The following is a 15,330-nucleotide window of genomic DNA, read 5'->3' as shown; positions in this document are numbered from 1 at the left end:
ATGGGTCAATTGCTATCAGAATCCGATACCCAATTGCAAACATGGAAAACCCAGATTTTAGCAGCCGTGGGAGACAATGGACAAGTCTTGGTTGATGTGATTCCTGAGTTAGAAGGAATAATTGGCGCTCAACCTCCTGCAACAGAATTGTCAGGAAGTGCTGCCCAAAATCGCTTTAATCTGCTCATGCAGAAATTTATGCAAGTTTTTACAAGTAAAGAACATCCTTTAGTGATGTTTTTGGATGACTTGCAATGGTCGGATTCAGCCTCCCTAAATTTGCTGCAACTATTGATGAGGGATACAGGATATTTATTAGTATTGGGGGCATATCGAGATAATGAAGTTTCACCTGTGCATCCATTTATATTAACAGTGGATGAGATAGTTAAAACAGGGGCAAAAGTGAATACGATTACTTTGCCAGCATTAAACGAACCCGATATAAATTTGTTGGTGGCAGATACGCTAAATTGCAAATCATCTGTTGCTCAACCTTTGACAAAATTAGTGTATGAAAAAACTCAGGGAAATCCTTTCTTTGCTACTCAGTTTCTCAAGGCATTACATGACGATAAGCTAATTAGCTTTAATTGGGAGATTCGGTATTGGCAGTGTGATCTTGCCCAAGTCAAAGCCTTAGCGATCACTGATGATGTCGTTGAATTCATGGCTTTGCAATTGCAGAAGTTACCGCCAGAAACTCAGGATGTTATAAAATTAGCTGCTTGTATTGGAGCGCAGTTTGATTTGAATACATTAGTAATTGTCAGTGAGAAATCTGCGGGAATGACGGCTACGGCTTTATGGAAAGCATTGCAGGAAGGTTTGGTGATTCCCACGAACAAAATTTATAAGTTCTTTACCCAATCGAATAGTGATGAAGTTTTCAAGGCTTCAGCCAATCCAACTTATCGATTTTTACACGATCGCGTCCAACAAGCTGCCTATTCTCTGATTCCCGATGATCTAAAACAAGCAACTCATCTCAAAATAGGACAATTAATTCTACAAAATTCCTCAGAGATAGGCCCCGATGAAAAACTGTTTGATATTGTCGGGCATTTTAATTTAGGAATTGAGTTAATTACTCAACCGAGGGAACGAGAAGCATTAGCTCAACTGAATTTGAAAGCTGGAGTTAAGGCGAGAAAGTCTACAGCTTACGCCGCAGCAAGGATTTATTTACAAATAGGAATTGAGTTACTTACAAGCAAGTGCTGGGTTCATCAGTATGAATTGACTCTAAATCTCTATGTTGCTGCTGCCGAAGTTGTCTATTTGAATCATGACTTTGATGGAATGGAACAGATGGCCACACTGGTTTTGCAATCAGCTCAGACAATTTTAGACAAAGTTAAAATTTACGAAATTTTAATCGTCGCCCAGACAGCTCAAGGCAAGACGTTAGAAGCGATCGCGTTAGGGAGAGATGCACTCTTACAATTGGGTGTTAAACTCCCCACCGAAACTGATGAAACCAAAATTGGCAAAGCACTACAAACCCTTGGCAGCCAACAAGGCGGCAAACTGATTGAAGAACTGGTTAACCTACCACTGATGAGTGATGCCACAACTCAAGCAGCAATACAACTATTGGGAGCTTTATTTCCGCCCGTTTTTCTGGGAATGCCGGGATTGCTACCCATTCTTAGCTCCATGATGGTGAGTTTATCCATCGACTTTGGGAATGCACCCGCATCGACGGTGGGGTATGCAATTCACGGAATGGTATTATGCGCCTTTTTGGAAGAGGTGGAAACAGGCTATAGCTTTGGTAAATTGGCGATGAATTTGCTCGATCGGTTCAATATCCGCGAACTCAAAGCCACAATTCCAGGTTTTTTTGGGAGCTTTATTCAGCATCGCCAAGAAGCTATAAGGGCAACGATACCGACGCTGAAAGGTAGCTATACGGCTGCTATGGAAACAGGAAATTTTTTACAATCTGCTTATAGCATACTCCTCTACCTGGAATCCAACTTTTTTAGTGGGGTGGAACTTGACACTTGGGAGACCGAAATAGCAAGTTATAGTGCTGCGATGACACAGGCAAAACAATATTCGGCTCAGGCGTATTTTGATATTATTCAGCAGACTGTGAATAACTTTAGGAAAGTCTGTATTCCGTCTGATTGCTTAATCGGCTCTGCCTACGATGAAACGGTGATGCTTCCTCAGCATCATCAGAATAATGAACTTACGGCGATCGCTAAGGTCTATGTTTACAAACTTTTACTTGCCTACTGTTATGGAAACAATACGTCTGCCCTAGGCTATATTGCCCAAGCCAAGCCGTATTTGATGGCAATATCGGGATTGATTCATGTCCCCATTTTCCATTTCTATGCAGCCTTGACGTACCTGGCAATCTTCCCCACCAAGCCAGAGCAGGAGCAATCAGAAATACTCGCTCTGATGGAAACTCATCAAACTATTCTGCAACAGCGGGCGCAAAATGCTCCCATGAATCATCTGCATAAGTGGTATTTGGTTGAAGCAGAAAAGCATCGAGTTTTGGGTAATAAATCTGAGGCGATTGAACACTATGATCGGGGTATATACCTCGCTAAAAAAAATCAATTTCTTAATGAAGAAGCATTAGCTAATGAACTGGCAGCCAAATTTTATCTAGAATGGGGTCAAGAAAAATTTGCCAAAATTTATGCACGGGAGGCTTACTATGCCTACAGTCGTTGGGGAGCCAAAGCTAAAGCTATTGATTTAGAACAACGTTATCCTCAACTCCTGCTTCCTATTCTTCAACAAGCTAGCTCCTATGCTTCCTTCAAGGAAACTCTTACGCGGGAAACGATCGCTTCTAGGAGCTCTTCTAGTAGCAACTCTGAATTTCTAGATTTGTCTACTCTGATCAAAGCCTCTCAAGCCATTTCAGGGGAGATTGAACTAGATAAACTCCTGACTACTCTCTTAAAAATAGTGATTACAAATGCTGGGGCAAGCCGGTGTGTATTATTGCTTAAACAAGATATTAATTTACAGGTAGTAGCCCTTGTCGTAGAGGGGCAGGAACCGCAACTATTACCATCAATACCACTAGAATTAAGTCAGGATGTAGCGATTAGTTTGGTCAATACTGTCAAGCGGAGTTTGAAACCGCTGGTACTTGCCGATGCGAGAGTAAATCCTCAGTTTGCTGGAGATAGTTACATTGAACAGCACCAGCCAAAAAGCGTTCTGTGTAGTCCAATCCTTAATCAAGGCAAGTTGATTGGAATTTTATATCTGGAAAATAACTTGACGGTGGGGGCGTTTACCAGCGATCGGGTTGAAGTGCTGAATCTAATTTGCTCTCAAGCTGCCATTTCTTTGGAAAATGCCCGTCTTTATCAAGAATCCCAACAAGCCCTTACAGACCTCAAACAGGCACAACTAAAAATAGTCCAAAGTGAAAAAATGTCGGCATTGGGCAACTTAGTGGCTGGGGTCGCTCACGAAATCAACAACCCTGTAGGCTTCCTTGCTGGCAACATTACCCCTGCTTTAGATTACATTAATGATTTGTTTGGATTGCTCGATCTATTTGGGCAAGAATATCCTAATTACACTGCGGCAATTAAAGAGGAAATTGAAGCGATCGACCTCGATTATATCCGGGAAGACTTACCAAAGTTAGTGGGTTCCATGAGCGAAGGAGTCAAGCGAATCAAAAGCATCAGCACCAGTCTTCGCATCTTTTCCCGTGCTGATAGCGATCGCCCCGTCCCCTCCAATATCCACGAGGGTCTCGAAAGCACCTTGATGATCCTAAAACATCGCCTCAAAGCTTCGGACACACGCCCAGAGATTCAAGTCATCAAGAAATACGGTGATTTGCCGAAAGTAGAGTGCTATGCAGGTCAGCTAAATCAAGTTTTTATGAATCTGTTGAGTAATGCGATCGATGCCCTAGATGAATCAAATACTGGACGGAGCTTTGCAGAGATTAAAGAGGCTCCTAATAAAATTATTATCGAAACCAAATTATCGGGGGAGCCTCAACAAGTTGTGATTCGGATTGAAGACAATGGGGTTGGCATTAATGAGGCGGTGCGAGACAAGATTTTTGATGATTTATTTACGACAAAGGAAGTCGGTAAAGGGACGGGGTTGGGGTTAGCGATCGCACGGCAGATTGTTGTTGAGAAACACTCTGGTATTTTAGAAGTAAATTCAGCGTTAGGTCAAGGTGCAGAGTTTTTGATTACAATTCCCGTCAAGACAATAGAATCAAGATAGTTGTGATGCAGCAATGAATGACATCCTCCTGTGGTTCGTCCGCATATCTCGTGCTGGGAAAGGTTGATATTAGAACAATATAGACCATTAGCCAATAAAGTTAAAAACATTAGTATCAATTGGGATGTTTCCCGATCTGGTTGATAAGCTATAACTATAAGGTCTAGCCACCAAAATTTTTTGAGGACTGGAAAATGGATGTCATCACTCACCTACCTGGGTATCAGATCGCAGAACAAATCTATGCAGGCTCTCGCACCCTCGTTTATCGGGGTGTTCGAGATAGCGATCGCACTCCTGTTGTCATCAAACTACTGCGAAACGAATACCCCAATTTCAACGAACTTGTCGGGTTTCGCAATCAGTACACCATTGCCAAAAATCTTAACTTCCCCAGTATAGTTAAACCTCTGACTCTAGAAGTCTATCACAATAGCTATGCCTTAGTCATGGAGGACTTTGGAGGGATTTCCCTATCTAATTATCTCCATATCGCCACTGATAAAAACCAACCTGCTAAATCTTTATCTTTAACAGAATTTCTCAACTTGGCACTGCAACTAACAGACATTCTCCACTATCTTTACCAAAACCGAGTCATTCACAAAGATATTAAACCCGCTAATATTCTGATTAATCCCGACACTAAACAAATAAAACTAATTGATTTCAGTATTGCATCTCTGCTACCACGAGAAACTCAAGAAATTCAGAATCCCCACATCCTTGAAGGGACATTAGCCTATCTCTCTCCCGAACAAACCGGACGAATGAATCGGGGTATTGACTATCGTAGCGACTTTTATGCCCTCGGTGTCACTTTTTATGAATTATTGACAGGACATTTACCATTTATCTCTGATGACCCGATGGAACTGGTGCATTGCCATCTCGCCAAAGAGTCAATACCGATACATCAAATTCATCCAAAAATCCCCATAGTTTTATCGCATATAGTTAGTAAATTGACGACCAAAAATGCTGAAAGTCGCTATCAAAGTGCATTAGGATTAAAACATGATTTAGAAATTTGTTTAGTTCACTTAGAAAAAACTGGTAACATTGAGGCTTTTGATTTAGGACAGGAAGATATTACAGACAGGTTCCTGATACCAGAAAAACTGTACGGTAGAGAAAAAGAAGTCGCTCGTCTATTAGCTGCCTTTGAAAGAGTCAGCACAGGCAGTACAGAAATGATGCTAGTAGCAGGTTTTTCTGGAATTGGCAAAACCGCAGTCGTGAATGAAGTTCACAAGCCAATTGTCCGACAACGTGGCTATTTCATCAAAGGCAAATACGACCAGTTCCAGCACAATATTCCCTTAAACGCATTTGTGCTAGCATTCAGGGATTTAATGGGGCAATTAATATCAGAATCAGATGCTCAGTTACAAATATGGAAAAGCAATATTTTGACAGCAGTTGGCGACAATGGACAAGTCTTGATTGATGTAATTCCTGAGCTAGAACGCATCATTGGTAAACAGCCAATAGCACCAGAACTATCGGCAAGTGCCGCCCAAAATCGCTTTAATTTGCTGATGCAGAAATTTGTGCAAGTATTTACGCAAGCCGAATATCCTTTAGTAATGTTTTTAGATGATTTGCAGTGGGCAGATTCGGCATCCTTGAAATTGTTGCAACTGTTGATGGAAGATACGGGACATTTATTGGTGTTAGGTGCTTATCGAGATAATGAAGTGTCTCCTACTCATCCATTTATTTTGACGGTGGATGGGATTATAAAATCCGGGGCAACGGTGAATACAATTACTTTGGCTCCTTTGCAAAAAGATGAGATTAATCAATTGATTTCAGATACTCTTAGTTGCGGATCAGAGATTGGCCAACCTCTGAAAAAACTTGTGTATCAAAAAACTCAAGGTAATCCATTTTTTGCTACGCAATTCCTGAAGGCTTTACATGACGATGGGCTGATTACTTTTGAGCCCCCTGTGTCCCCCACCCCCCTTTTATCCCCCCTTACCAAGGCGGGACAGACGGGGGTACAAGGGGGGTGGCAGTGCGATATTGCTCAAGTGAAAGCCTTGGCAATTACTGATGATGTGGTAGAGTTTATGGCACTGCAATTGCAGAAAATGCCGTTTCCTACTCAGGAAATGCTTAAATTAGCCGCTTGTATTGGGTCCCAGTTTGATTTAGCTACTTTGGCAATCGTCAGTGAAAAGTCGGCGGAAGTTGCGGCTACTGCTTTATGGAAATCTTTGCAAGAAGGTTTGATTATTCCGACTACGGAAGCTTATAAGTTCTTTACTCAATCTGATAATGAGTCGGTTTCTAGTGCAGCGGCTAATCCGACTTATCGGTTTTTGCACGATCGCGTCCAGCAAGCTGCCTATTCTCTGATTCCAAACGATCGCAAGCAAGCAACACATCTACAGATCGGTCAACTACTTTTAAGAAATACTGTTGTGGCAGAGCGTGAGGAAATCTTATTCGAGATTGTCAATCAACTAAATCGCGGTCGCTACTTATTAACTGATCCAGAAGAACAGGAAAGATTGAGCCAGTTAAACTTATTGGCAGGACGAAAAGCTAAAACTTCTACTGCATATACTGTTGCCTGCGAGTATATAACTACGGGCATGGAATTATTGAGAGAAGACTGTTGGAATATTCAATATGAATTATGCTTTGCGCTCCACAAAGAACGGGTTGAAGTTGAATATTTAAATGGCAATATTGAAGCATCACAAATCTGGATCGATCGCACTATCGAACGGACAAGAACTGCCCTAGATAAGGCAGAAATTTACAACTTGGCAATTATTCAATATACCCTACGAGCTGAGTATCCAGAAGCTATTGCTGCGGGGATGAAAGCTTTATCGTTGTTTGGTATTGATATTACCGATGAGGATTTTGAGGTGGTACGCGATCGCGAAATTGCGACTGCTCAAGCCATCTTAGAAAGCCGAGGGATTGCTTCTCTCAGCGATTTACCCATGATGACCGATCCTGAGAAAAAAATGGCTACAAAGTTAGCTATTGCTATGGGCCCGCCCACCTATCGATCGCATCAGCGTCTGTGGTCAGTCATTTGTGCCAAGGCTGTTAATTTGTGTTTGGAGTATGGTAATACGCCTGAAATAGGCTATATTTACCCAGCCTACGGTGGCTTAAGCGGTTATGCTTTAAATAACTATCAAAATACAGGTGAGTTAATCGATTTAACGTTGCAATTAATGCCCAAGTTTAATGATAGTTCGGCTGAAAGTGTAGCCTATTTAATGATTGGTAGTTCCCTCCGTCATTGGTCTCATCCTCTTAGATTAGCCAGCCAAGATTACCAAAAGTCCTATCAAATTGGTTGGGAATCAAGCAATTTACAATATGCTGCTTATGCTTTTGGACACAATATGTACTGTCGTTTTTACCAGGGAGTAGAACTGAAAGAATTAGAGGGAGAAATTAATCAATCACTGGCTTTTAGTAAACAGCAAAAAAATCAATGGTCTATCGATATACTAACTGGTGGTCAAATGCTTGTAGCCAAGTTGAGAGGAACAAAAACTTGGTCAAAAAGTATAGAAAATGAGTATCTCCAACGCTGCCGAAAACATAAAAACTGGCAAGTTATCTGTATTTATACTATTCTTAAAAGCAAAATCCTCTACCTCTGCGATTGCCCAGAGTCAGCTTTAGAATCTGCCGAGAAAGCTGAAGCTGAGATTGTTAATGTTGCTCCCCAAGGCTTACTTCCCTATGCCAGACATCGCTTTATCTATGCTCTACTGTTATGCGAAAGTTACGAGCGAATACCACAAGCCAAACAATCCGATCTGTGGCAAAAGTTGATAGAGTATAAACAGCAATTAGCTGTTTGGGCGCAAAACTGCTCGGAGAATTTTAGCGCTGCCTCCGAGCTAATTTCAGCAGAAATGGCGCGTATTTCTGGAGATAAATTATCGGCAATTGAACTGTACGATCGCGCCATTTCCCTCGCAAAAGAGCATCAATTTCTCAACGAAGAAGCACTAGCTAATGAACTTGCAGCCAAATTCTATCTCAATTGGGGTAAAGAAAAAGTCGCTCAAGCCTACATGATTGAGGCCTATTACTGTTATGCCCGGTGGGGCGCCCAAGCCAAAGTTGCTGATTTAGAACAACGTTATCCTCAACTTCTCGATCCTCTCCTTCAGCCACCCCGATCGTCTACCTCTTTTAAGGAAACTCTTACCCTTGAAACGATGGCTTTTAACCGCTCTTCTAGCACAGCCTCGGAAGTTCTAGATTTGGCAACTCTGCTCAAGGCATCTCAAGCGATTTCAGGGGAAATTGAACTCGATAAACTCTTGACTACTCTGTTACAAATAGTGATGACAAATGCTGGGGCAAGTAAGTGTGTCTTACTGCTAAAAAAAGATATTGAGTTACAGGTAGCAGCCTTTGTGGAAGAGGGACAAGAACCGCAGCTATTACCACCCATTCCGCTAGAATCAAGTCAGAATGTGGCGATCGCTTTGGTGAATACTGTTAAGCGGAGTTTGAGACCTCTGGTACTGGTTGATGCTAGGTTATGTACTGAGTTTTCTGGAGATAGTTACATTGAAAAACACCAGCCTAAAAGTGTGCTTTGCAGTCCAATTCTAAATCAAGGTAACTTGATTGGAATTTTATATTTGGAAAATAATCTGACAATTGGAGCCTTTACAAGCGATCGCGTCGAACTGCTCAATCTGCTCTGCTCCCAAGCAGCAATTTCCTTCGAAAATGCCCGCCTCTATCAACAGTCACAACAAGCTTTGACAGAACTCCGTGCCAGCGAAGCCCGCTTCCATAAGATGGCTGACAATATTCCAGGGATGGTTTTTCAATTACAATTGGCTGCTGATGGTGGTAAGTCTATAACCTACGCAAGTTCTGGTTGCGTCAATCTGTATGAAGCTGAGTCAGAAATGGTTATGGCAGGAATCATCAATGTCTTCGATGCAGTTTATGTCGGCGATCTCGCTGATGTTGAACAAGCAATTACCAAATCTGCCCAAACCCTGACCCCATTTAATCATGAATGGCGCAGTGTCACCCCGTCCGGGACGATAAAATGGGTGCAAGCAATATCTCAACCAGAACGACGAGGCGATGGGTCAACTGTATGGGATGGTGTTGTCTTTGATGTGAGCGATCGTAAACGTAGCGAAGCTGAATATAAAGCTGCGGAAGCAGCCCTGCAAATTTCCGAACAGAACCTCCGCACTATCTTCAATAACGTCAGTAGTGCCATCATAATTCACGATCTGCATGGCAAAGTGCTCGATGTTAATAACCGAGTGCTAGAAATGTTTGATGTGGAGCGAGAGCAAGCGCTGCAATGCTCGATCTTGGATGACTATTCTACACCGGATAATCCGTTCCATCTGGTAGAAGACTGGTGGAGAAGGGTATTAGCCGGGGAAACGATTCAATTTGAGTGGAATGTCAGAAAAATTGATTCTAATACAGTCTTTGAGGTCGATGTCACCCTCAACCGCATCATCCTCGATGGCAAACCAGTGATTCTTGGTAATGTGCTGGATATTAGCGATCGCAAACGCGCCGAAAATGAACGTCAACAAAAGTCAGAAGCTTTAGAAAAGACTTTACGAGAACTTCAACAAGCTCAAATCCAACTTATCCAAGGTGAAAAAATGTCAGCTTTGGGTAACTTAGTCGCTGGTGTCGCTCATGAAATTAACAACCCTGTCGGCTTCCTGACTGGCAACATTACCCCTGCCTTAGATTACATTAACGATTTGTTTGGATTGATCGATCTAGTGCAAAAAAAATATCCCCAACTAGAGCCAGAGATTGAAAAAGAAATCGAAACCATTGAGCTTGACTACATCCGGGAAGACTTACCCAAGTTAATTGAATCGATGCAAGAAGGCGTGAAGCGAATTCAAGACATTAGTATTAGTCTGCGGACATTCTCGCGTGCGGATAGCGATCGCCCCATAGCCTGTAATATTCACGATGGCATTGATAGCACAATTATGATCCTTAAACATCGTCTGAAAGCAAGCGACACTCGCCCCGAAATCCAAGTCATTAAGGACTATGGCAATATCCCAAAAATCGAATGCTATGCCGGACAATTAAATCAGGTATTTATGAATATTTTGGGGAATGCGATCGATGCTTTGAATGAATTAAATATTGGACGGAGTTTTGCCGAAATTAAAGCCCATGCCAATCAAATTATCGTCAAGACCGAATTATCTGGCGATAGAAAACAGGTAGTAATTCGGATTAAAGACAATGGTATTGGCATGAGTGAAACGGTGCGAGAGAAAGTTTTTGATAATTTATTTACTACTAAGAGTGTAGGGAAAGGAACAGGATTGGGATTAGCGATCGCGCGTCAAATTGTAGTAGAAAAACATCACGGACAAATTAAAGTTGAGTCTGTCCCTAGCGAGGGGAGTGTGTTTTCGATCACTATCCCTGTCATCTAAGGGAATATAATAGAATTCAATATTATATCAACACATTTGAAATACTACCCAATTAACGATTGCAAAACATCAGGTCGGCTAACCTTATTTCGGTAAATTTCCAAGTGAACCATTATCTAGGTATAACATGAATCCAAATAAAACCATACCTTTAAGACTTGTGCTAGTAGTTCCGTTTGTATTGCAAGTCTTTGCAGCCGTTGGACTGACTGGCTATCTGTCCCTGCGAAATGGACAGATAGCGGTCAATGATGTTTCAAGTCAGTTGCGTAAAGAGATCGGCGATCGCATTAACCAGCAAGTCCTGAACTATTTGGAAAGACCTTATATTGCTGGACAAGCGATTGTCGCGGCTGCTCAAGAGGGGCAGTTAGATTTAACAGATGTCACCAAACTGGAACGGACTTTCTGGCGGTTGGTTAGCCAAGGTACGATCGAATTTATGCAAATTGGCTTGGCTGATGGCACGGGTATCACCTTAGAGAATACACCCAAGGACGGCATCGTTTCTCGTATTGGTTCCAAAGCGAATCTACCTCAGCGTGAAATCTACCAACTGAACGATCGAGGTCAACAAACTAGGTTGGTAGAAACTCAAGCAAAGTTTGACCCCCGGACTCGACCCTGGTATAAAACTGCACAGAAAGCCGGAAAACCAACCTGGTCATCTCAGCCCTATTTAAGCCAGGTGGATAAATTGGTGACAATTTCTCTATCTCAGCCAATCTACGACAACAATCGAGTATTGTTGGGAGTTCAAAACAGTAACTTTCGGATTAGCAAGATTCATACCTTTCTCAGTCAGCTAAAGGTGGGTCAAACAGGACAAACATTTATCATCGATCGCTCGGGCAACTTGATTGCCAGTTCAACGATCGAAAATCCTTACATTATTGATCTTAAAAAAAAGGATTTGCAACAAATTCCTGCCGTCAAGTCTGAAAGTTCTGTAATTAGTGCCACAGCGCAAGCAATCCTCGATCGATTTGGTAACTTTAACGCCATTACACAGAGTCAACAGCTTGATTTTTGGCTGGCAAATCAGCATCAGTTAGTTCAAGTTTCAGCCATTCGAGACGAACGAGGTATCGATTGGCTCAGCGTCATTGTGGTGCCCGAATCAGATTTCATGGCACAAATTGATGCCAACACGCGCACCACAATTTTACTCTGTTTGGCGGCGTTGGGTTTGGCAACTATTCTAGGCATCTATACTTCTCGCTGGATTACCAGTCCGATTCTGAAATTACAAAAGGCAAGTGAGGCGATCGCATCTGGCTCTCTTGACCAAACAGTGGCAGTTAAAGGGATTGATGAATTAGAAGCCCTGGCTGGTTCCTTTAACCAAATGGCAGGACAATTGCGAACTTCCTTTACAGAACTAGAAACTCGTGTAGAAGAACGCACCGCCGAACTCACTATTGCCAAAGAAGCTGCCGATAATGCCAACCAAGCCAAGAGCGATTTCCTCGCCAACATGAGCCACGAACTTCGCACACCTCTCAACGGGATTCTCGGCTATGCCCAAATCCTCGAACGTTCCAAAACTATACCCGAAAAAGAACGTCATGGTATAAATATTATCCACCAATGTGGCTCTCATCTACTAACATTAATCAACGATATTTTAGACCTTTCCAAAATCGAAGCCCGCAAACTAGAACTTACCTCCAAAGCCATTCACTTGCCATCTTTCCTGCAAGGAGTAGTAGAAATCTGTCGAGTGCGTTCAGACCAAAAAGGTATCGAGTTCATTTATCAACCAGATACAAACTTACCCACAGGAATTATAGCTGACGAAAAACGACTCCGCCAAGTGCTACTCAATCTCTTAGGAAATTCGATTAAATTCACTGATAAAGGCAGCGTGACCCTCAAGGTAGAAGTGATAGAATCAAATGCAACAATGCCATTGCCTCAGCTTAAATTTCAAGCGATCGATACAGGAGTTGGCATCGCATCTGACCAAGTAAACAAACTATTCCAAGCATTTGAACAAGTAGGCGATCGCAAACGCCACGCGGAAGGCACAGGCTTAGGTTTAGCCATCAGTCAAAGAATTGTGGAATTGATGGGCGGAAAAATTCAAGTTGAAAGCCATCTGGGAATAGGCAGTAACTTCTACTTTGAAGTAGCACTGCCGATCGCTATCGACTGGGCACAAAAAAGTTCAGTCAAAGACGGGCGCACAATTATCGGCTATGAAGGGCCACCATGCCACATATTGATCGTGGATGACCGTTGGGAAAATCGGTCAGTATTGGCGAACCTGCTAGAGCCTCTAGGGTTCACATTTACTGAAGCAGAGAATGGTCAAGAAGCCTTAGAAAAAGCTATAGAAAAACTGCCAGATTTAGTTATAACTGACTTAGCGATGCCAGTAATGGATGGCTTTGAAATGCTCAAACAGTTACGAAAATTGGAGGATATCAAGCATTTACGGGTGATAGTATCTTCCGCATCGGTGGCAGAAATAGACCAGCAGAAAAGCTTAGATATGGGTGGAGATGACTTTCTGGCCAAACCCGTTGATGCAAAGGAGTTGTTGACTTTGCTTGCCAAACATTTACAACTCATCTGGAAATATCATGTAACTGAGTTAACAACAAGCAATAATGAAGTATCCACGAAAGAACTAATTCCCCCATCGGCTGCGGATTTGCAAATTTTACTAGAACTGGCACAGGATGGCTTCCTCAGAGAATTGGCAGAAACCGCCGCTCAAATTGGGCAAAAGGATCAGCGCTATCAGCCCTTTATTCAGCAAGTAATACAATTAGCTAAGCAATTCCAAACTGAGAAGATCGAGGAATTAATTCAAGAACATCTCACTAATAATAGTTAAAAGTTGGATGGCTATGACTATGACCATAGGTTTAACTGGCTTAATTTTAATTGTTGATGATACTCCCACAAATTTGGATGTCATCTCGGAAGCGTTGAGTAATGCGGGGTATAAGGTGGCGATCGCTACCAGTGGCGAACGCGCTCTGCAACAAGTTGAGCGGCGACCCCCCGATCTGATTTTACTGGATGTGATGATGCCAGGAATTGATGGATTTGAAACCTGTCAACGCCTTAAAGCTAATTCCAAAACTTGCGATATTCCAGTTATGTTCATGACCGCTCTGGCTGATGTAGACAACAAAATTAAAGGGCTTAACCTTGGTGCAGTAGACTACGTTACCAAGCCCTTCCAAGAACAAGAAGTGTTAGCGCGAGTGAAAACTCATTTACAGTTGCGTCTCTTGACTCAAAACTTAGAACAGCAAGTGGCTCAAAAAACTGCTGAATTAAAAGCAGCTCATATCCAAGTCATTCAACGCGAAAAATTGTCTGCTTTGGGCAACTTGGTGGCTGGTGTTGCCCACGAAATTAATAACCCCGTTGGCTTTCTTTCTGGCAATATTCAGCCCGCTTTAGACTACATCAAAGATTTGTTTGGATTGCTGGATTTAATTCAGCAAGAATCTGCTAATTTCAGTGTGGCAATTCAAGAGGAAATTGCAGCGATTGACCTCGACTACATCCGTGAAGACTTACCTAAGTTAGTTGGCTCGATGCAAGAAGGAGTAAACCGGATTAAAGACATTAGCATCAGCTTGCGGACATTCTCGCGTGCTGATAGCGATCGCCCCGTTGCCTGCAATATCCACGACGGGATGGATAGCACAATTACGATCTTAAAACATCGCCTCAAGGCAAACGACACTCGCCCTGAGATTCGGGTAATTAAAGATTATGGTGATTTACCAGAAGTAGAATGCTATGCAGGACAGATCAATCAGGTATTTATTAATTTGTTGGCTAATGCGATAGATGCTTTAGAAGAATCAAATACGGGACGTAGTTATGCTGAAATCAAAATTAATCACAATCAAATTATTATCAAGACTGAATTATCGGCAGATCGGCAGAAAGCAATAATTAGTATCAAAGATAACGGTATTGGCATGAGTGAGACGGTGATGGATAAGGTTTTTGATGATTTATTTACAACTAAAGGTGTGGGTAAAGGCACGGGATTGGGATTGGCGATCGCACGGCAGATTGTAGTTGAGAAACACGGCGGTACAATCGAGGTAAATTCTGTAGTTGGAGAAGGGACGGAGTTTACGATATCATTGCCTACAAACCGATGAAGTTAATTATGCGATCGCCGAATTTAACTCTTACACAAAGAGGCGCACATTAATTTTTAGCAGTCAATATTTGAGATGAGGATAGCCAAAATGAATGCAGGTATAGATTTAACCAGTCCAATTTCCGGATACCGTCTAATCGAGCAACTGTACAGTGGTTCTAAAACCCTGGTTTATCGAGCCAGCCGAGAAACAGATCAGATTCCAGTTGTCATTAAACTATTAAATCGAGACTATCCCAGCTTCAGCGAACTGCTGCAATTCCGCAACCAGTACACCATCGCCAAAAATCTACGTCTGCCGGGAGTCGTTGAACCTTACAGTCTGGAATCCTACCGCAACAGCTATGCCCTAGTAATGGAGGATTTTGGGGGTATTTCTCTGCGAGACTACGCCCAAAAGCAAGCGCTGACTCTGGCAGAAATATTGGAAATTGCCATTCAAATAACTGATATCCTTGACGGACTGTACCGAAACAGAGTCATTCACAAAGA

Annotated in this window: 5 protein-coding genes; all 5 read left to right on the top strand. The window is 42.3% G+C overall.

Annotated features, from left to right (window positions below):
- Nucleotides 1-4,239, top strand: a 4,239-nt coding sequence (locus QUA53_RS27280; protein WP_333100885.1) for an ATP-binding protein, incomplete at its 5' end; no start/stop codon positions are given.
- Nucleotides 4,240-4,433: 194 nt separating this feature from the next.
- Nucleotides 4,434-10,694, top strand: a complete 6,261-nt coding sequence (locus tag QUA53_RS27275) for an AAA family ATPase (RefSeq protein WP_333100886.1) — start codon at nucleotides 4,434-4,436, stop codon at nucleotides 10,692-10,694.
- Nucleotides 10,695-10,821: 127 nt separating this feature from the next.
- Entirely contained in the window at nucleotides 10,822-13,539 is a 2,718-nt protein-coding gene (locus tag QUA53_RS27270) for a response regulator (protein ID WP_333100887.1), read from the top strand.
- A gap of 13 nt (nucleotides 13,540-13,552) precedes the next feature.
- Nucleotides 13,553-14,836: a response regulator gene (locus tag QUA53_RS27265; protein ID WP_333100888.1), complete on the top strand. Its 1,284-nt coding sequence runs from the start codon at nucleotides 13,553-13,555 to the stop codon at nucleotides 14,834-14,836.
- 90 nt (nucleotides 14,837-14,926) lie between these two features.
- Nucleotides 14,927-15,330, top strand: a 404-nt coding sequence (locus QUA53_RS27260) for a protein kinase domain-containing protein (RefSeq protein ID WP_333100889.1), incomplete at its 3' end; no start/stop codon positions are given.

It is taken from the genome of Microcoleus sp. Pol12B3, from assembly GCF_036701355.1.
In the GTDB taxonomy this organism is placed as follows: Bacteria; Cyanobacteriota; Cyanobacteriia; order Cyanobacteriales; family Microcoleaceae; genus Microcoleus.
This window is presented reverse-complemented; position numbering and strand designations above follow the sequence as displayed.

Coding starts and splice junctions, on each gene's coding strand:
- QUA53_RS27265 (WP_333100888.1), top strand. CDS start 13,553: ATGACTATGACCATAGGTTTAACTGGCTTAATTTTAATTGTTGATGAT.
- QUA53_RS27275 (WP_333100886.1), top strand. CDS start 4,434: ATGGATGTCATCACTCACCTACCTGGGTATCAGATCGCAGAACAAATC.
- QUA53_RS27270 (WP_333100887.1), top strand. CDS start 10,822: ATGAATCCAAATAAAACCATACCTTTAAGACTTGTGCTAGTAGTTCCG.